The sequence below is a fragment of the Streptomyces sp. NPDC047971 genome (genome assembly GCF_040653355.1).
Taxonomy (GTDB): Bacteria; Actinomycetota; Actinomycetes; order Streptomycetales; family Streptomycetaceae; genus Streptomyces.
Genome location: NZ_JBEZNW010000008.1, coordinates 41,092 through 57,738, shown reverse-complemented (window position 1 = coordinate 57,738; position 16,647 = coordinate 41,092). Strand labels below are relative to the sequence as shown.

Here is a 16,647-nt window from a genome sequence, read left to right as displayed (position 1 = left end):
CCCTTACGCCCTGGACGGGGGCATCTTCCGAGGCCAGCCGAGGAGGATCGTCGCCGCGTACACGCCGCCCGTAGAGGGCGACCCGGACGCGGTCACCACGACACGCAGGTACCGCTGGTGGCCGGTGTAGCCGATCTCGTGGATCCGCTCGTCGTTCGACGACGTGAGCGCGGGCTCGGTGCCCTGGAGGTACTCGTCCGCGACCGCGGTCCAGTCCGAGCCGTTGGGGGAGTCCTGCACCGCGACCGTGTGCGTGCCGTCGGTGACGGTCCCGGCGTGGACGACGACCAGCGCGGAGCGGAACCCGCCCTCGTCGGTCATGCGGTCCACGGTGGCGCCCGTCGTGGTGCTGGTCCGGGCTGCGGCGGGAAGGATCGTCGACTTCGCCAGCGCCACGTTGTAGAGGCTGTGCCTCATGACGTGCCCTCCTGCTGCTCGTCCTGTCCGGTGCTGTCGCCCTGGGCGGTCTCGACGACCGGCTCCGGGGCGGCCGCCGCGGGCTTCTTCCCCGCGGTCTTCTTCGCGGCCCTGCGCGAGGGCAGGGAGCGCTTCTCACTCGGCTCCGCCGTGGCCGCCTCGGTCTCGGGGCGCCGCCGGGACATGTACGTGTCGACGCTCTCGAAGAACTGCTCCCGGCCCTTGAGGATCGGGTCGCCGTCCTCGACGAGCGTGCCGGGCCGCACGACGCGGGGCGCGCCGTCCACGACCGCAGCGAACGATGTGGTGCACCGCTTGATCGCCATCTCTGGTGATCTCCCTTCGCTCAGCACGAAGGGGGCCGCAGGACGCGGCCCCCTCGGTGGTGGCTGATCAGGCGGTGGTCTCCAGGTTGAGGAGACGGAACGCGGCGTCGTTCACGCTGTCGGCACCGACGCGGTAGTACGCGTACCAGCCGCGCTGGCCGGTCGGCCGGTTGTTCGCACCGACGAGGTGCGGCAGGAACTCCACCGTCATGCCGATCCGGTCGGCGATGACGTAGTGCTCGAAGTCACCGAACAGCAGGACGAAGTTGTCCGCGGACGCAGCCGGGTTGAACGCCCCGTCCATGTCCTCGGCCTCCAGCGCCGGGCGGCCCAGGAGCATCGGAGGCACGTCCGCGCCGAGGCGCTCCCACAGGTCCGCACCGCCTTCGGTGTCGAACTGCCGCACCAGGTTGTAGATGGCCCGGTTCGCCATCCACGAGCCGTTCGCCCGGTAGCGGGCGGGCAGCGCCTGGTCCAGCTTGTAGATGTCCGCGACAGCGAACGTCTCCGCCGTGGTCGGGGCCACCTCGCTGGATCCGCCGGCCAGGGCGGTGATGATGCCCGTCGGCTGGCCGGAGCCGGTACCCGTGGTGAACGCGGCGGCCTCCAGGGTGTCCTTGCCGAAGGCGAGGAGCCGGCCGACTTCCTGGGTGACGTTGGCCTCGTCCTCCAGGGCCTCAATGCTGATGGGCACGAACCCGTCGGCCTTGTGGATCGGCACGGTCGGCTGCGCGAACGTCGGCGCGTTGTCGCCGGCCTCGGTGCCTTCGGCGGCCCACCGCCACGACACCGCGCCTGCGGAGACGCCGTTCCACACGTCGCCGGTCGCGACGACCTGCCGCGCGGCCTGACGGATCTGGTTGCGCGAGCCGTTGGACGTGATGATGACCGTCGGGTCGAGCTGGAACGGGACCAGGTAGCCGCCCGCGCTGTCGGTGAGGGACATGGCGCGCTCCAGGGCGCGCTGCTCGTCCGGGGTGACCATGTGGCCCTTGCCGCGGGCCAGCTTGGACCAGGCCCGCAGGTACTCCGGCGAGGACGTGGCCAGGCACATGCGGGCGATGCTGCCCCGCTTGTCGTCCCAGCGCTCCAGGATGTCCGTCGCGACCGACCGGATCCGGTCGTTGGCGCCGGTCATCTTCTCGACGGCGCACAGAGCGCGGGCGCGCAGCTCCTGGCTGGTCTCCTCGGGGGAGCGGCCGAACGCCCGCATCTCGTCGAGGTTCCACGGGTTGCGGAACCGGCGGTCCTCCACGGAGTCCGGGTTGAGGATCGGGTCCGTGTCGTAGTCGCCGCCGCTGCCGATCGACGTGCCCCGCTGCACCGAGAGCGCGGAGGGCGCCCGGTCGGTCGCCTGCGTACGGGCGCGAACCCGGTCCAGGGCGGAGCGGCGCTCCAGCTGGCGGCGGTGGTCGTCGACGTCGGTGAACTCCTGCGTCAGCTCGTCGAACTGGCGCTCGTCCTCCTCGGTCAGGTCGTCGCGCTTCTCCAGCTCTTCGAGCTGAGCGCGGATGTCCTTGAGGCGGATCACGGCCTGCTGGTGGGAGAGGTTCTTGAGGTCGGGCATCAGCCCTGCTCCTTCGCTTCGATGGATGCCAGAACGTCGTCCATGGCCGCGCCGATCTCTCGGATGTGGCCGCGGCGGCGTTCTGTGCTGGGTGATGGCGACGGGTGCCCAACAGCGGGCGGCGCGTCTGTGAGGGTTGGCGGGTGCTCCCGTTCGAGCGGCGCGCCAGAGGGTGTGGTCTCGGGGGCCGGCCGCTCGGGGAGCGGCCAGGTGGCTTCGCGGTACGTCCGGATCGTGTCGCGGACCTGGCGCCCGATCTCTTCCGGATCGGCAGCCGCCGCGACGTCGATTACGACGTGCTGGCCGCGCGGCATCTGGCCGGGGCGCTGATAGAGGAGCGCAGTGGCGACCTCGCGGCGCAGCGCCGGGTCATCAGGGATCTGCGGGGTGGCGGCGTCACGCGCGAGGGACGCGCGGATCTGCCGGGTCAGCTGGTCGTCGGCAGCCAGGCCGTCGGCCATGTCCCGGGCCCGTACGGACACGCTCGTGCCCGCGTAGGCCGGGAAGACAACCGGGCCGAGCTCGCGGCACTTCAGCTCGATAAGCTCGCGCTGCAGCGGCCCGCGGTCGCCCGGCTGCCACAGCAGCTGGCCGATCTCGTCGTCACGGACGACCTTGCCGTGCACGTCGGTCCACTGCTCGCGGACGACCTCGAACCGGAACGACATGCCGTTCACGGAGCCCTCGCTGATGGCGTCCCGTACGGGCTGCATCAGCCAGTTGTCGGTGATCCGGGCCTCGACGTACAGGCCCTCGTCGTCCTCGCGCAGGTCGGCGATGGAACCGATGGGCAGCGACCCAATGAGCGGGTGCCGGCCGTGGTCGAACTGCAGGACCGGGGTCTGCTCGCGGATCGTCTTGCGAAAGGCGCCCTTGCGGATCTTCTCGCTGAACGTCCCTTCCCACGAGTCGATTTCAGTGCCCTGGCCGAAGACGGCGGCGTACCCGCGCAGGGTCCGGCCGTCGCCGTCGTCCTCGTCGTCAGCGGCCCTCTGGAATGAGAAAGGCGCGGACCTGGTGAGGTCGCGCGCCGCGGGGTGCAGGGTGCCCATCAGGTCCCCTCCTCAGGTGGTGTGGGCTCGGCGGTCGGCCCGGACTCGCCGGGCTTCTGGAGCTGGACGCTGTACAGGCCGGAGTGCCGCAGCAGGGTCATGTCCTCGGCCTCGACGGCGGCGACGACGGTCTCCGGGATGTAGCCGGCGTCGACGAGCGTGCGGATCGACCTGGTCTGAATGCCCTGGATCTCGGCGGCGTCCTTGCGGTCCTCGCGGAGGAACGGCACGTCCCTCGCGTCGTACCAGAGCCGCGTCATGGACCCGGGGGATGTGAGCAGGGGAGCGAACGATCCGGCGGCGTTGCCCCACAGCGGGTGGATCGTGCCGTCCGCGAGGCGCCGGCGGGCCTGCCCGTAGTTGGAGTACGTGGCGGCCGCCAGGCCCTCGGAGAAACCGACGATGACCGGCGGGACACCAGCGGCCGACGCGATGCGGGTCTCTCCGGCGCCCTGGACCTTCGCGAAATCGAGCTGGACGAAGTCCTTGCCCACGACTGTGACGTCCGCGCCGCCGCCCAGGTAGAGCGTCTTGTAGGCGTTCTCGACGCCCTTGTGGCCGCTGTCCATCTTGGCCTTGAACGCGGCGAACGCCTCGGGCGTGATCTCCCTGTCGAGGCGGACCACCAGGTTCGGCGTCGCGGCGTTCTCCATGAACTTCCGCTTGTGCGCCGACATCAGGTTGTCGTTCTGCGTCTCCCGGAGCACCGGCGTCAGCCACGACATGCCGCGGTACGTCGCCAGCGGATCCGGCACCGGCGCGAAGTGTGCGACCTCGTGCGGCCACAGGAACACCGGGTCGCAGCCGGGCTCCTGGTAGAGGTAGCCGTACCGGCGCCAACCCAGCTGGCCGCCGTGCACGGTCCGCCGCTCCAGGACGATCTGCACCCAGTCCGGCCGCATCCGCACGACCTCGGCGCCGTCGCGCATCCAGTACGAGTTGCCGGCCAGGTCGGCATCCTGGACGACCCGGGCCAGGAGATCCTGCGTCGTCCCGCCGACCCACGGCGTCTCCAAGACGGCCAGCTCGGTGTTGCCGAACATCTGCGACGGGCGGCCGTTGTTGATCCGCTGCCACGTGAACCGGGCCGACGAGAACACCGACTGCCGGACCACCATGCACGCCCACACGATCGGGTTCGTCGCGAACAGCGTGGCGTAACCAGGAAGGTCGCCAGGGGCCTTCTCCGCGGCCTGCCCGGGCTGCGTCTGCGTGATCCCCAGCGACGACCATCCGCCGTAGCCGAGGGACTCCTGCAGCAGCTGCGCGTAGTCGTCGATCGTCGCGATGCTCCGGCCGCCGCCGCTGCGCCGACGGGACTTCCACAGGCTCGTCACGGGCCTTCACCGCCCACGTCCGTCACGAACAGGCAGTAGGCGACGAGGAGGGCGCCCCCTACGACCAGCGCCGCGGCCAGGCCCAGCGCCAGGCCCGCGCCGCCCGCGACCATCCCGCCGCCGGCCAGGACCCCACCCCGGGCCACGCCCACGCGAGTCAGTCGTACGCGACCCATGGCTCCACCTCCACCGGCTTCTCCTCGATCTCCGCGCTCAGCCCCCAGCGGGCGAGCGTGACGCCCACGAGCGGGCTGATGTCGATGCCGACGCCGCGCCGGGCCCACGCCCACGCCTCGCCGAGGTCTCGCTTCCTGGCGCCCGCGAGCGCGATGGACAGCGGCGCCTGGCCGCCGATGTGGACCAGCTGCTGCGACACCACCGCGTCGTAGAACTGGCCGGTGGCCTGCGCCACGTCACGGGCCCTCGGCTTGACCACCTCGACGTCCAGGCGCTCCTCCAGCTCCTTGATGAAGGAGCCGGCGGGGCTGGACGGGTCGATGACCCAGCAGCGGGGCTTCCAGCGTTCGTGCAGCTCAGCGGCCCTGTCCAGCACCCACTGCGTGCCCGGGCGGTTCTCGATGACCTCGACGTGGACTGCCGCACCGTTGCGGCCGGCCACACAGATCGACGTGTACGACCGCTCCGGCGTGGTGTCGATGGCGAACGCGTACGGCCCCTCAGCCTGGCTGCTGCCGTCCGCGAGGGCCTCCCAGGCGTCCTTCCCGATGACGGTCCACGAGTCGCCGTCCTCGTCCGGGTAGTCGCCGACGCCGAGCCGTTCCCGGGCATACAGGGCGTTCCCCAGCGTCAGGCGCCGGTTCATGGACTTCTCGACCTGCAGCCGGTAGCCGACGGCCGGGTTGGACTTGAGTAGCGACTCGACGCTGTCGACCTCGTCGTGCTGGTCGCAGCCCGACCCGCATTCCTTCACGTGGGGGTCGATGGACCACTCGAAGTAGGCGAGCGTCGGGTCCGGCGCCCCGGACTCCAGGACGGCCAGGGAGCGCTTTCGCAGCCTGCCCAGCTGCAGCGAGGCAGCGCCGATACCGGCGGATCCGAGGTACCACAGCTGGCTGTTGGGGACAGCGTCCGTGGTGGGTGCGAGCGCCGCCATGGCCGCGTCGTCCAGGACCATGCACTCGTCGAAGATGACGCAGCTGGCGGTGAAGCCGCGGCCCGAGCCGCTGGAACGGGCGATGTACCGCAGCTCTCGGCCGTCGTGGAGGAGGATACCCTCGCGGCCCACGGTCCTGACGAACGCCTTGACGCGTTTCAGCAGGTCAGGGCAGCCCTTGATCAGGCCCTCGATGCGGTCCCGCGCGTTGAGTACGGTCTTGAACTCGTGGGCGGACAGCAGGATCTGCTTCTCACCGCCGATGAACAGGCCCCACAACACGCGGGCCTCGATCAGGGCGCCCTTCCCGTTCTGGCGGGGGAGGTTGACCGCGACGTCCGAGGCGACCCAGTCACCGAGCTCGTTCTCGCCCATCGCGACGCGGAGGACGTGCTGCTGCCAGGGGTCGAGCTTCAGGCCCACCTTGGCGGCGAGGTCGATGGCCTCTTGGCCCGCGGTGGACACGGCGCCGGGCGGCGACGTCTCGATGCGGGGGCGCTGGGCGCCGTACAGCGGCTCAGCTGGCGCGGCGCTTGACCTCGGCGCGGCGCTCCTCTCGCTCGCGAGTGATGTCATCGACTCCGTCCCCCTGCTCCTGGATCGGCGCGAGTGCGCGGAGGCGGACCATCAGGGCGTGGAGCTTGTCGGCGACGACGGCCTGCGCAGTCGGGGACTCCGAGGGGTCGAGTCGATCGAGTGCCTCGGCGAGTCTGATGGCGACGGCTGAGAGGCCGGGTGCTTCGGACTTGACACCGAGTTGATCAAGTTCGGTGCGGATCTTGTCCGCGATCATGACCAACCCCCGTCACTGTCCGTGATGTTACGGAGAGTCGCTATTTACCCGGTTTGTCAAACCCGGTGAATAGCGTTTTCAGACCGCCGCGCAAAAAATCGGGCGAGAAGGGCTTTTGGGTCGCCCGGACCTCAGATTTCACGATGCCCAAGCACCCCCCTCCCCTGGGCGGATTCACCACTGCCGAGACGACTGTCGCGTCGCTGTGTGATCAGTTCGCTTCGCCTGCTCGCGGTACCAGCGCGTCGCCACCGCCACCATGGCCGGGTCCCGCATGGCTCCCACTCGCTTCATCACCACGTCCTTGCCAGGGTCGATGGTGACCAGCTCGGCCTGGTGGCGCCGGTAGCGGGCGAGGGCCTTGGCGCTGGGCATGGTGTGGATGAGGTAGACGTCGACGGTGTCGCGGTGGCTCAGGGCCTCGTCGATGGCGGCGAACCGGGCGCGGTGGGCGACCTTCAGGAGTACGGGGTCGTGGTTCCACTGGGGTGCGCCGGGGCCGGCGAGTGCGGTGGCGATGAGGTCGAGGTCAATGACGATGTCGCGGGCGCGGGCGTTGGCTTTGATCCAGCTGGACTTGCCAGCGGCAGGGGGGCCGCTGATCACATAGAGCGTCACGTCACCTCCTGCGAGGCCGGGGGCGACGAGGCGTGGAGCCGGCCGTCAGCGTCCGAAGGGCGCGGTGCCGCTTCCCTTGATGACGATCTCGCCCGTTCCGACCTGGCTATTGGTCGTGATGAACTGCCCGACGCGGCCATCGATCTGGATCGACTTCTCGTCGGCTTGGAAGATGTTCCATTCGGCTTCGTCGTCTGTCACGTGCAGGGTTCCGTGCCACGACGGGAGTCCCTGCATCGGGGCTCTGCCGGGCACGGGCACCGAGTCAGTCGTCAGTTCGAGCGATGCCTGTACGTCGTACTCGGCGCCGTCAGCGGTGACCGTCGCGGGTCCCTCGTAGGTTGCCATGAGGTGATTGTCACCCCCAGGCCGGGAGTGCGCACGGCGGGCCTACCAGCAACGTGAGGCTCGCTCTCGGGCACGTGGGGCGGTGCGGTTGCCGCGGGCGCTGTTGCAGCGGCGGTGGGCTGAGCGGGCGTTGGCGGGGTCGTGGAGGTCGCCGCCGAGGGAGAGGGGCTGGGCGTGGTCGAGGGTGAACGCCCAGGAGGAGCGCTTCGCTTCCTCGCCCTTGATCGTGTAGTCGATGTCGTGGCCGCAGATCCAGCAGGGGAGGCCGAGGGCTCGCTGTGCGGTGGTGAGCCGGCGGTAGGGGCGCCCGTTGCGCGGGTTGCCAGCCACGGGCGCCTCCTTGAGTCTCAGGGGCTGGGGGTAGCGGCGGACGCTGCGTCCTCGATGGCCTTCTTGAAGGCGTCCTGTCCGGCCTTGTTGGTCTGCTGGAGGCCGTCCATGTAGGCGTCGAGGGAGTCGGATTCGGAGAGGCTTGTGCACGCGTCCGGTGTCGGGTCCGTGTCGGTCTCTGGGTTGAAGTCTGCGGGCCGGGCGCCGATCGTGGCGGCCCAGGCGTCAACGCAGGCTTCCCGCTGCTCAGCGGCGGACAGTGCCGGCGCCGTGGTGGTGGGCGCCGTCGGGGGGCTGTTGTCGCTCGTCTGGCTGCTGCAGCCGGTGAGGGCGAGGAGGGCGGCGGTGGCGGCGATGGCCGCAGCGGTGAGTCTGCGCATCGGTTCAGCGTGCCGGAATGTGTACGTCCTGCGGGGGCGGGTGACCGTCTCGTGACATGACGAAGGCCCGCACTGTGGCGGGCCTGTCGGTGTCCGGACATGGCGGACGTGGGGTCAGTGTGACACTCCGTGTGTGCGGGGATCAAGCGGCCTGGGCGGCGAGGCGCTGCTCGAGCTCGTGGAGGTCGATGAGGGCCCGGCCAGCGCGGTCGTAACCGTAGTGGATGAGGTGCCCGCGTTGGATCCACTTGCGGACGGTTGCGGGCTGGGTGCCGGTGGCGGCGTGGGCGGCGTGAGTGTCGACGATCACGGGTGCGCGCATGGCTCCATGTTGGCCCTCCCCGATCCCCGCTGCTCGGGCTAGCGTGCCTCTGTGAGCATGAGTGACATCGACTGGGGCGATGCCCCGACCTGGATAGCGGCGTTGTTCGCCGGAGGTGCAGCCTGGTTTGCCGGACGAACCCTGGGGAGCCAACGGAAACAGATCAAGGAACAACGGGAGTTCATCCGCGAGCAGTCTGAGAATCTTCAGCTGGAGCGGAACGAACTGCGAGCCCAGGCCGATGATCGAAAGCGGCAGCAGGCAGCATCAGTCGAAATGACCCCTCGACTTGAGCAGACTCGCCCAACCGCTGATTCGCCCTGGAATGGCACTTGGATCGTCAAGGTGGTGAACATGAGCCCTGAGCCGGTGCACGAAGTATCTGTCCAGTTCGAGGATCCTGATCTGGTCGTTCGCTTCTACACGGATCCCGACTTTCGGCGCGGAACGCCGGCGGTGCCGCCTGTTGAGGTGGTTCGAGGCGATGGCGGATCGATCTGGTTTCAGTCTTCTTCGACTCTTGCCAGCGATATGGAGGCCAGACTCCCGATCCTGTTCTTCACGGACAACGCTGGCGTGCGGTGGCGACGTGACGTCCACGGCGATCTTGCTGAGGCTCCTCCGACCTCGACCTGAGTCAGGGTTGGTGCGAGTCCGCCCCGCCGGGCGCTGTTCCGACGGGGCGGGCTGGGGCCTCCGTCGAGGGCGGGCAGCATCCGCAATCAACGGGTAGTGCTTCTACGGTACGGCGCGGGACTGACAATCAGGCCGACAGCTCGCGCAGATCGTCTCGATGGATGCCGATGCTGATGCGGTTACCGATTCGGATGGTGCGGACTCGGATCCCGGCCTGCTCGTAGGCCCGGCCGAGTTCGGCGAGGGACCACTGCGCGGCTACTCCTTCAGCCCGGAACGCCTCAACGATGGTGGCCATGTGGACACCTTCGCCATCCTTGGCGGCGCGTGTGGCCATCTCTAGAAGGGCCTCAGCCCCGACGTCCACGATGTTCCGAGCCGAGACATACGGGATTGTGCGCCGCACGCCTGTGGTGGCTTCGGTGGTCATGGGGATGGGGAGCCGCCGCTTGGCGTGGATGAACTCCTCAAGGGCTGGAACCCGCTCGAACCACTCACTGTTGGCAATGCGGAAGTCGGCGAAATGCTCGTGAAGCGCGGCCTCCAGGCGGCGCTGTCCGAAGAGCAGCAGGTGGACATCGGCCGCTCCAGCATGGAGAACGGCGAGTCGTTGGCCGAGGTTCGTCGTGAGGCCGATCTTGATCCGGTCGCTACGGCCGAGGAAGTACACGCACGAGGGGTGGCTGGTGTCCAACACCATTGGTGCCCGCCCTGAACCGTGGATGACGGCCTGCATTTGCGGGGGCACGGCGCGGGGCGTTCGGTAGTCCTGCTTGGCTGCGGCAAGCAACATCTCGGGGACAACGGAGATCGCCACCTGCATTCGGTGGCGCTGACAGAGTGCGATGGGAGCGGTGGAAGTCACCACGTCGTCGCACGGCTCACCAGCATCGGTGGCGAGACATCGCGGGGTAGGGTCAGACACGTCGACTCCTAGTCGGTCGGCCACGCCCCGGGGGTGTTACCAGCACCCGCCGGGGTCTTGTTGTCTCAATTCTTCCACGGAGAGCCGGTGTTCAGTGGCTGCACTGCGGCTTAGTCCACCATCCCCAGGTATCGCAGTAGGTCATCGGGCCACCTCCTTCACGACGTGCCAGCGGTTCGGGTTGTGCTCGTCCTGGACGATGTCCGGCCTGGTGTTGGTGTTGGCGTTGGCAGCCTCTGAGCTGCACAAACAACATCCGGGAGAGGGGGCAGAGGTGGTGGGGGAGTGGGCCGGGATGTCCGTGTGGTGGACGCCGGGCCCGTTCTTCCCGCCCGCGCGTACCCCCGACCGGACAGGGATGTCGGCCTCGTCGAGGAGCGCGCGCACGGCCTTCGTGTCGGGCAGGCCGGCCGCCTCCTGGAGCTGGGTGAGGCGCACGTGCCGCCCGTCGGTGCCGAGCTCCTGGAGGACGGCCACGACGTCGACCGGCTCGGCCTCGTCGGGCTCTTCGGCGGTCTGGCCGCGGCGCCCGGCGGCCCATGTGCGGGCCCGTTGGAATCCGACGGTGGCTGCGACTCCGGCGACGGTGTAGCCCAGCTCGGGAACGACGCGCACGGCCCCGCCCCCAGCAATGAAAAGGAGGACGAGGACGCATCCACCTGCGAGCTTGCTGGGCTGCTCCCCAGCCTCGACCGGCTGCTCATCGGCCGTCATCCGATCCACCCGAAGACGAGGAAGCCGACTTGGTTGGTTGCTTGGGCGACCGGCACAGCGGCGAACCCTGCGATACCCGAGGAGGTTCCGAGGGAGAGGCCGCACCACACGCCCCGCTTCAACGGCCCGCGGTCGGAGACGACCGCCATGCAGGTGAAGAACGCGGCGGTGAGCACCAGGACGAATCCGGCGCCGTCGCCGGTGAGGGGGAGGTAGTTGCCGCGCGAGGACACGCCTGCCTTGCCGTCGACTCCCCATACGAGGGCCACGTCGCCGAGCCAGTTCGTGATCCAGAGAGCTGCGTCGAAGCCCCAGCCGATGAGGCCGCCGACGGCGAGGACGCCGAGCGCGCCGTAGCACCAGGAGGCGATGAAGGGGAAGAGCCGGGAGGCGGCGCCGACGGGGTCGGATGTGATGCCCTTCCGGCCTCCGGAGTGCTTCCACCAGATGATGCTCTGGCGGACGAGGATGCAGAGGCCGACGACGATCGTGCCGCGGGTCGCCCAGATCACTTGGTGCCTCCTCGGGGGCTGCGCGCCTCGCGCAGGTAACGCTTGGCGGTTGCGGGGCTGACGGACAGCACTTCCTCGACCTGAGCCGCGGTGAGCCCCGGGTCCTGAGCCAGGAGCTCAGCCACCTTCTCGATGGCCTCCACGCGCTGAGCCGACTGAGCCGAGGTACGCGCGGAGAACCCGAACGTGGTGGGCTGCTGGGCCGGGGGCTCAGGTGCGCTGAGCAGGGATGACGCGGCGCCCGTGGAGGGGCTCAGCGTGGAGGGCTCAGACGTGTGAGCCAGGGGCTCAGCGGGGAGCTCGTCCGGCTCAACCGGGCTGAGCGCGAGGGGTGCGCTGAGGGCGAGTTCGGCGCGCAGTTCGATGCGGTCGCGGATGAGCTGTGCGTGGGTGCGGTCGCGGGCGGCGGTGATGCGGGCCTGCTGCGTGATCCGTTCGATGATTGCGTCGGCCTGCTGCTCGTCGATGTCGCGCTGAGCCCTGTTGAGGCGGGCCTGGTGCTCGCCGTCACGGATGACCGTGTTGATCTCCGCTTCCTGTGAGTCGGTGAGAGCTGCGGGGTCGCGGGTGACGATCAGGGCGACCGCGGCAACTCCCTTGGCGACGAGGACAACGAACGGGCCGGCAATCGTCTGTCCGAGGCTGCCTTCCTCACGGCCGTGGAGGACGAGGAGGAAGCCGACACCGATGGCGATGATCCAGCCGGCGGCCATGACGGCGCGGCCGCCGCGGCGGTGGTGTTCGGCCCACATGATGGTGAGCCAGCCGATGTCGCCGGCGAGGGCGACGGAGAGGCCGAAGGGGCCGCTGATCATGAGGTCGGTGATGGCGTAGGCGGACCAGGCGAGCGAGAGTGCGGCAAGGACGTAGGCGCCGTAGAAGATGGGTGGGATGTTGCGGAGGTGGGTGCGCATCAGGCAGCGCTCCAGGTCTTCTTGTTGAGCAGCAGTGCGTACTCCCCGCGCGTCACCGGCCGGTCGACGTGCGGCATCCGCTGGAGCAGTTCGCGCTCCAGGGTGTCGGCGGCGTCGCTGGGGCCGCCGCAGGTGTACTCGGCGGCGGACAGGGCGATTGCGAGGCGGGCGCCTTCGGTCATGAGGGCTGCGGGCCGGCGGTCGGCGAGCCGAGTGGCGATGTAGCGGAGGCTGTCGCGGATGGGCGCGTCGATGCGGGTCTGGCGCAGAGCTTCGTCCTGTTGGGGCAGCTGGGTAGGCTCCATGGTGGGCCTGCTCCTTCGTCGCTGTTGTGGGTGGGTCCGGCCCCGGCCATGTGGAGCTGCGAACTCCGGCCGGGGCCGTTCTGCATCAGTAGCGCGGGCTACTTCCATCACTGTAGGGGGACCCCCTACGCTTTGGGAAGTGGCCCGCCCAAGGAGAGGGGCCGGATGAGCGAGGAGGCGCAGCGGGTGTTCGAAGCCATCGACGCGCTCGAAGAGATCGCCGACCCGTCGGAGCGGGCGAAGGCGCTGGGTGAGGTGCTGAAGGCGCTTCCGGGACGGAACAAGGCGCTGAAGGAGGCGCGGCAGCGGGCGGTGGCGGAGCTGATGGCGCGCCCGGGTGCCTCGTTGCGGTCGGTCGGGGCCGAGCTGGGGATTTCGTTCAGCACGGTGCAGGACATCGTCAAGGGTTACTCGGGCTCCGGGTCGAAGCGGCCGAAGAGGGAGGGGGAGGGGTAGTGGCCAAGAAGGCGCATCGTCAGATGGCGGCAGTGGCTGGTGTGGCGCTCGCAGCGATCGCGGCGCTGATCCCGGTGTACACCACAAGCCAGATCGCCGGAGAGACCTACTCGTGCGGAGCGGCGATCGCGGCAGCCTTCCACCGTTGGCCGGGGTGCCGCGAGGCTGCGCCCCCGTACCTGATCGGCGCCGTGATCCTCTTGGCGGCCACGGCGATGGTCGTGATTGGGATGCGCGAGGAAGAGGAGGGGGCGTCCCAGTAGGAGGCCGCCGAGTAGTCGTGCATGCGTGAGCCCCACCTCCGCCGACGTGCAGGAGGTGGGGCTCTGCTGTGTCTATCGCCGTCCGGAGCAGTCTGGATGCGTCCGGACGGGCTTGGATTCAGGGTGGTGTCCATGACCGAGGACGAGCCGCGCGTGATCATCTATCCGCCCGATGAGCAGGGTGGCCGGCGGGTGCGCTGCAATGGGGAGATCCTCGGTCGAGCGACCAGTCTTACGGACGTGGTCGAGTTCCTGCGACGGGCAGGCTGGTTGGACGAGGCGGAGTGGCCGCCGATCGAGTGGCGGGGTGGGGGCCCCGAGGTCTGGCAACAGTGATCACGTCGCCCTCTCGTGCTGCTCGCGACTGTTGTCATATTGTCCCGGCATGGATTGGGGAGATACGCCTGCATGGGCGGCGTTCGTGTTGTCCGGTGTCGCGTTGTGGGTCTCCATCAAGGCTCGGCAGGATGGGAAGCGGTCTGCCGACGCTTCGGAGCGCTCAGCCGATGCGGCTGAGGGCGCCCTGGCCGATCAGCGTCGGGCGGAGGCTGAGCGGAAGCAGGCGGAGCTGGAAGCCGCTCGGCCGCGGGTGGAACTCGCGGTGGACCATGTGAATCGGGACCTGTATCGGTTGAGGAACGACGGCACGGCGCCAGCGATGAACATCGTTTTCGAGGAGGAAGACCTGCCGTACGTGTTCAGGCTGCGCGGCACGGGTGAGGTCTCGCTCAAGGGCGGTGAGGCCATCGACTTCTTGATGGCAGGTTCGTCGGGCGCGCCCGTCCCACCTCAGCTGTTCGCGAAGTGGGATGGCCAAGACGAGCTGGTGCCGCTCCGCGTACCGCCAAAACGCTAGGCTTCGACGCCCGGCCTCGGACCAGATGGCTGGGACTTCATCGTGTCCGTCTGCCGTGCCGTGGAGTTGTCCTGCCATGGACTCCTTGCCGCCCCCGGTGACCGACGACTATCCGGACCCGACGCGCCTGCCGTTGATCAGCCTCTACGAGGCTCGTGAAGCGATGGAGCTGCTACTGCACTTTGCGGACGACACCAGTGAGGGGTGGGCGGCCGGGGAGCTCGCGCGGGTGTTGGCCGCCCGGCTGCCAACAGAAGAGTAGGAATCCTTCGGTCGTTCAATCGGGAGTGTCGCCAGCCAACTGCCTGACGCCTACTGCCACTGGCCGGTCAGGCGGCGGCCTGTTGCTCGTCGTGGTCAATGAGCTGCTTCAGCTGGCTCCACGTGCCGGGCGGGTACGTGTGGCTGCACCAGGGGCAGGTGACGATCGTGTCGCCGGGCCGAAGGTGGAGGATGGCGCCGCACAGAGAGCCGTCGGTGTGCTGGGCGGGGCAGGGGCCGAGGCGCTGACCGCGGGGCGCGTGGTCGATGGCTCCGGCGATGGAGGCGACGCTGCGCTCCAGGTCGTGAATCTCGCGGGCGAGGAGACCCGCGGCGGGCCATTCGGCGGCGAGGCTGGGCGCGTTGCGGCGTAGGGCGAAGGCGGCGCGGGTGATGCGGCCCTCGACCGAGCCGAAGATCGGGGGCGGGGTGAGGTGGCGGTCGCGCTGCATGGCTGCGTGCCAGTCCTCCAGGACGCCGACGATGCCGCCGGGGCCGCGGAGGTCGAGGACGTGCTCGACGACGGGGAGGGGTGCCTCGCTGCGGCCCGTGCGGCCGCCGGTGGTGTCTCCGGCTGCTCCGGGTGTCAGGAAGGGCGCGAGGGCGGTGTAGAGGCGCGGCATACGGCCGAGCCGGTCGGCCAGGGCGCGGGTGCAGCCGGGGCAGAGGTAGCCGTCCTCGATCGGGTTCTCGCACATGCCGCAGTCGTTCACGGTGGGGCCTTTCGTGCTCAGTCGTTGGCGGGCGGGTTGCACGGGCCGGGCTGCTCGGCGATCCAGAGGCTCGCGGCGGGGAGTGGCCGGCCGTCGACGCTGATGCCGGAGACGCCTTCGATGCGGTCCCAGCGGACGACGACGAGGCCGCCGCAGGTCTGGCACAGCTCGGGGGTGTGCTCGGTGTCGGTCACGTCTGCTCCTGGTGCTCGTCGAGGGCGGCGAGGACATCGATCGGGGCCACTGCGACGTTGTGGGCGCGCCGTTCGAGGAAGGCGCGGACGTTGACGACCGCGGCTACTGCCTGATCGCGGTCCCGCTCGGCCTCGACGATGGCTGCCTCGGCTGCGCGCGTGCGGTCGGCCGCGTCCTGCATGGCGGTCTGCTGGCCCTGGATGGTGGCGCGGAGGTGGTCGGAGGCGTCGAGCTCGGCGTGCACGTACTCGACGAGGAGTGCGGCCTCGGTGGGGGACAGGCTGTCGATGCGGGCGAGGAGGACGAGGAGGGTGTCGCGGCGTTCGGCGCGTTGGCGGCCGCGGGTGAGGCGGGCGGCCATGGTGCGGGGCGTCACAGGAAGTCTCCTGTCGGGACGGTCTCGATGGGGCGTGCGGGTGGCCCGTAGGCGTCTTGGCAGGGGCAGTCGTCGGCGTCGTCGTCCCAGAGGCAGTCGTAGTCGGGGTCGTCGAGGCAGGCGGGTCTCATCGGGAGCGCCTACGGATCGAGTTGCGGGTGTAGCCGATGGCAGCGAGGACGGCCCCGAAGGCGAGCGAGGCAGCGCAGTACCAGCCGATGCCTTCGAGGACGGTCAGGAAGGTGCTCACGGCTGCTCTCCAGCCATGCGGCGGAACTTGGCGAGCGCGGCGTGGGCTTCGCTGGTGAAGGTGTCGCCATCGACCACCGAGTCGACGGCGAGGTCCAGGGCGTAGGTGAGGAACTGGCGCTCGGCAGGGGTGAGAGGCGGGTCGGCGGGTTGTGCTTCGGCCGGCTGCCCGACGGCGGGTGGGGCGAGGTCGTCCCGCAGCGCGGCGGCCCGCTCGGGCTCCAGCTCCAGCCAGTACGGCTCCAGGTTCGGGCCGGAGAGGCAGACGGTCGCGGCGCCGTCGTCGCCCCACAGGACGTCGCCGAGGCCCCAGCGGAGCGGGGTGGGATCGTCGGCGGTGGTCGGGTCCGGCTTGGCAGTGGGGGCCCGGTGGTCGGCAGGTTCTGTGGCGGGGAACACCGCGTCCAGGAGGGTGCGGATCTCGTCCGCGTCTCGCTGCGCCAGTTCCACGGCCTGCAGGTTCCGGGATCGGCCGACGTACTTCGGGCCCATGAGCCGGTAGCCGAGGCCGCAGCCCTTGTCGTCCACGGCGTTGATGCTCAGCTGGTAGACGGGGAACTGGCGGTCTCTGCTTGCGGTGTCGAGGGTGATCGTCGCCTTGCGGGCGGTCTGCTCGCTCATGGTGCTGCTCCTGGGTGGTGTGGAAGGCTGGTCCGAGCCCGCCCCGG

At 69.6% G+C, this 16,647-nt stretch carries 30 protein-coding genes; 6 read left to right on the top strand and 24 right to left on the bottom strand.

Annotation, left to right across the window (positions count from 1 at the left end):
* Positions 1 to 3: 3 nt before the first annotated feature.
* The 13 genes from AB0D99_RS10645 to AB0D99_RS10585 form a co-directional block, all read right to left on the bottom strand.
* Positions 4 to 417 carry a hypothetical protein gene (locus tag AB0D99_RS10645; RefSeq protein WP_362358775.1) on the bottom strand — a complete coding sequence of 138 codons (414 nt, stop codon included), beginning with the start codon at positions 415 to 417 and terminating at the stop codon, positions 4 to 6.
* The gene (locus tag AB0D99_RS10640) at positions 414 to 743 is read right to left on the bottom strand and encodes a hypothetical protein (protein ID WP_362358773.1); all 330 of its coding nucleotides are present in this window, start codon (positions 741 to 743) and stop codon (positions 414 to 416) included. The genes AB0D99_RS10645 and AB0D99_RS10640 overlap by 4 nt, the downstream gene beginning before the upstream one ends.
* A 67-nt stretch (positions 744 to 810) precedes the next feature.
* Positions 811 to 2,310 (bottom strand): phage major capsid protein, encoded by a 1,500-nt coding sequence (locus AB0D99_RS10635; protein WP_362358771.1) that lies wholly within the window; start codon positions 2,308 to 2,310, stop codon positions 811 to 813.
* On the bottom strand, positions 2,310 to 3,362 hold the full coding sequence (locus AB0D99_RS10630; protein WP_362358769.1) for an HK97 family phage prohead protease: 1,053 nt from the start codon (positions 3,360 to 3,362) through the stop codon (positions 2,310 to 2,312). The genes AB0D99_RS10635 and AB0D99_RS10630 overlap by 1 nt, the downstream gene beginning before the upstream one ends.
* Positions 3,362 to 4,699, bottom strand: a complete 1,338-nt coding sequence (locus AB0D99_RS10625; RefSeq protein WP_362358767.1) for a phage portal protein — start codon at positions 4,697 to 4,699, stop codon at positions 3,362 to 3,364. Before AB0D99_RS10625 ends, AB0D99_RS10630 begins: the two co-directional genes overlap by 1 nt.
* Positions 4,696 to 4,875 carry a hypothetical protein gene (locus AB0D99_RS10620; protein WP_362358765.1) on the bottom strand — a complete coding sequence of 60 codons (180 nt, stop codon included), beginning with the start codon at positions 4,873 to 4,875 and terminating at the stop codon, positions 4,696 to 4,698. The genes AB0D99_RS10625 and AB0D99_RS10620 overlap by 4 nt, the downstream gene beginning before the upstream one ends.
* The gene (locus AB0D99_RS10615) at positions 4,857 to 6,389 is read right to left on the bottom strand and encodes a terminase (protein ID WP_362358763.1); all 1,533 of its coding nucleotides are present in this window, start codon (positions 6,387 to 6,389) and stop codon (positions 4,857 to 4,859) included. Before AB0D99_RS10615 ends, AB0D99_RS10620 begins: the two co-directional genes overlap by 19 nt.
* Positions 6,331 to 6,606, bottom strand: coding sequence for a hypothetical protein (locus tag AB0D99_RS10610; RefSeq protein WP_362358761.1), 276 nt, complete (start codon positions 6,604 to 6,606; stop codon positions 6,331 to 6,333). The genes AB0D99_RS10615 and AB0D99_RS10610 overlap by 59 nt, the downstream gene beginning before the upstream one ends.
* Positions 6,607 to 6,780: 174 nt before the next feature.
* The gene (locus tag AB0D99_RS10605) at positions 6,781 to 7,224 is read right to left on the bottom strand and encodes a hypothetical protein (RefSeq protein WP_362358759.1); all 444 of its coding nucleotides are present in this window, start codon (positions 7,222 to 7,224) and stop codon (positions 6,781 to 6,783) included.
* A 45-nt stretch (positions 7,225 to 7,269) separates the two neighbouring features.
* The gene (locus tag AB0D99_RS10600) at positions 7,270 to 7,572 is read right to left on the bottom strand and encodes a hypothetical protein (RefSeq protein WP_362358757.1); all 303 of its coding nucleotides are present in this window, start codon (positions 7,570 to 7,572) and stop codon (positions 7,270 to 7,272) included.
* Positions 7,573 to 7,614: 42 nt separating this feature from the next.
* A complete protein-coding gene (locus tag AB0D99_RS10595; protein ID WP_362358755.1) occupies positions 7,615 to 7,902 on the bottom strand; it encodes an HNH endonuclease in 288 nt (95 codons plus the stop codon).
* Between the two features lie 17 nt (positions 7,903 to 7,919).
* On the bottom strand, positions 7,920 to 8,282 hold the full coding sequence (locus AB0D99_RS10590; protein ID WP_362358753.1) for a hypothetical protein: 363 nt from the start codon (positions 8,280 to 8,282) through the stop codon (positions 7,920 to 7,922).
* Positions 8,283 to 8,424: 142 nt separating this feature from the next.
* Positions 8,425 to 8,604, bottom strand: coding sequence for a hypothetical protein (locus AB0D99_RS10585; RefSeq protein WP_362358751.1), 180 nt, complete (start codon positions 8,602 to 8,604; stop codon positions 8,425 to 8,427).
* A gap of 51 nt (positions 8,605 to 8,655) precedes the next feature.
* Here AB0D99_RS10585 and AB0D99_RS10580 point away from each other — a divergent pair, with 51 nt between their 5' ends.
* Complete coding sequence (locus AB0D99_RS10580; protein ID WP_362358749.1) at positions 8,656 to 9,240, top strand: hypothetical protein; 585 nt, start codon at positions 8,656 to 8,658, stop codon at positions 9,238 to 9,240.
* A 127-nt stretch (positions 9,241 to 9,367) separates the two neighbouring features.
* On the opposite strand, the gene AB0D99_RS10575 is transcribed toward AB0D99_RS10580, so the two are convergent.
* The 5 genes from AB0D99_RS10575 to AB0D99_RS10555 all read right to left on the bottom strand — a co-directional run bounded on the left by AB0D99_RS10575 (position 9,368) and on the right by AB0D99_RS10555 (position 12,610).
* Positions 9,368 to 10,165 (bottom strand): GIY-YIG nuclease family protein, encoded by a 798-nt coding sequence (locus tag AB0D99_RS10575; RefSeq protein WP_362358747.1) that lies wholly within the window; start codon positions 10,163 to 10,165, stop codon positions 9,368 to 9,370.
* 141 nt (positions 10,166 to 10,306) lie between these two features.
* Complete coding sequence (locus AB0D99_RS10570; protein WP_362358745.1) at positions 10,307 to 10,780, bottom strand: hypothetical protein; 474 nt, start codon at positions 10,778 to 10,780, stop codon at positions 10,307 to 10,309.
* Positions 10,781 to 10,875: 95 nt separating this feature from the next.
* A complete protein-coding gene (locus AB0D99_RS10565) occupies positions 10,876 to 11,391 on the bottom strand; it encodes a hypothetical protein (protein ID WP_362358743.1) in 516 nt (171 codons plus the stop codon).
* Positions 11,388 to 12,305, bottom strand: coding sequence for a hypothetical protein (locus AB0D99_RS10560; RefSeq protein WP_362358741.1), 918 nt, complete (start codon positions 12,303 to 12,305; stop codon positions 11,388 to 11,390). The genes AB0D99_RS10565 and AB0D99_RS10560 overlap by 4 nt, the downstream gene beginning before the upstream one ends.
* Positions 12,305 to 12,610, bottom strand: coding sequence for a hypothetical protein (locus tag AB0D99_RS10555; RefSeq protein WP_362358739.1), 306 nt, complete (start codon positions 12,608 to 12,610; stop codon positions 12,305 to 12,307). Before AB0D99_RS10555 ends, AB0D99_RS10560 begins: the two co-directional genes overlap by 1 nt.
* 165 nt (positions 12,611 to 12,775) lie before the next feature.
* Between AB0D99_RS10555 and AB0D99_RS10550 the strand changes: the two genes are divergently transcribed.
* The 5 genes from AB0D99_RS10550 (at position 12,776) to AB0D99_RS10530 (ending at position 14,447) form a co-directional block, all read left to right on the top strand.
* Positions 12,776 to 13,066 (top strand): helix-turn-helix domain-containing protein, encoded by a 291-nt coding sequence (locus AB0D99_RS10550; protein WP_362358737.1) that lies wholly within the window; start codon positions 12,776 to 12,778, stop codon positions 13,064 to 13,066.
* A complete protein-coding gene (locus AB0D99_RS10545) occupies positions 13,066 to 13,329 on the top strand; it encodes a hypothetical protein (protein ID WP_362358735.1) in 264 nt (87 codons plus the stop codon). The genes AB0D99_RS10550 and AB0D99_RS10545 overlap by 1 nt, the downstream gene beginning before the upstream one ends.
* A 132-nt stretch (positions 13,330 to 13,461) precedes the next feature.
* Positions 13,462 to 13,665: a hypothetical protein gene (locus AB0D99_RS10540; RefSeq protein WP_362358733.1), complete on the top strand. Its 204-nt coding sequence runs from the start codon at positions 13,462 to 13,464 to the stop codon at positions 13,663 to 13,665.
* A gap of 49 nt (positions 13,666 to 13,714) precedes the next feature.
* A complete protein-coding gene (locus AB0D99_RS10535; RefSeq protein ID WP_362358731.1) occupies positions 13,715 to 14,185 on the top strand; it encodes a hypothetical protein in 471 nt (156 codons plus the stop codon).
* Between the two features lie 76 nt (positions 14,186 to 14,261).
* On the top strand, positions 14,262 to 14,447 hold the full coding sequence (locus tag AB0D99_RS10530) for a hypothetical protein (protein WP_362358729.1): 186 nt from the start codon (positions 14,262 to 14,264) through the stop codon (positions 14,445 to 14,447).
* 67 nt (positions 14,448 to 14,514) lie between these two features.
* On the opposite strand, the gene AB0D99_RS10525 is transcribed toward AB0D99_RS10530, so the two are convergent.
* Genes AB0D99_RS10525 through AB0D99_RS10500 form a run of 6 tightly spaced genes read right to left on the bottom strand, consistent with a single transcriptional unit; the run spans position 14,515 to position 16,600 of the window.
* Complete coding sequence (locus AB0D99_RS10525) at positions 14,515 to 15,144, bottom strand: hypothetical protein (RefSeq protein WP_362358727.1); 630 nt, start codon at positions 15,142 to 15,144, stop codon at positions 14,515 to 14,517.
* Positions 15,145 to 15,176: 32 nt separating this feature from the next.
* A complete protein-coding gene (locus AB0D99_RS10520) occupies positions 15,177 to 15,353 on the bottom strand; it encodes a hypothetical protein (protein WP_362358725.1) in 177 nt (58 codons plus the stop codon).
* Positions 15,350 to 15,730, bottom strand: coding sequence for a hypothetical protein (locus tag AB0D99_RS10515; RefSeq protein ID WP_362358723.1), 381 nt, complete (start codon positions 15,728 to 15,730; stop codon positions 15,350 to 15,352). Before AB0D99_RS10515 ends, AB0D99_RS10520 begins: the two co-directional genes overlap by 4 nt.
* Positions 15,727 to 15,861 (bottom strand): hypothetical protein, encoded by a 135-nt coding sequence (locus AB0D99_RS10510; protein ID WP_362358721.1) that lies wholly within the window; start codon positions 15,859 to 15,861, stop codon positions 15,727 to 15,729. The genes AB0D99_RS10515 and AB0D99_RS10510 overlap by 4 nt, the downstream gene beginning before the upstream one ends.
* Positions 15,858 to 15,980, bottom strand: coding sequence for a hypothetical protein (locus AB0D99_RS10505; protein WP_362358719.1), 123 nt, complete (start codon positions 15,978 to 15,980; stop codon positions 15,858 to 15,860). Before AB0D99_RS10505 ends, AB0D99_RS10510 begins: the two co-directional genes overlap by 4 nt.
* Entirely contained in the window at positions 15,977 to 16,600 is a 624-nt protein-coding gene (locus tag AB0D99_RS10500; RefSeq protein WP_362358717.1) for a hypothetical protein, read from the bottom strand. The genes AB0D99_RS10505 and AB0D99_RS10500 overlap by 4 nt, the downstream gene beginning before the upstream one ends.
* Between the last annotated feature and the right edge of the window lie 47 nt (positions 16,601 to 16,647).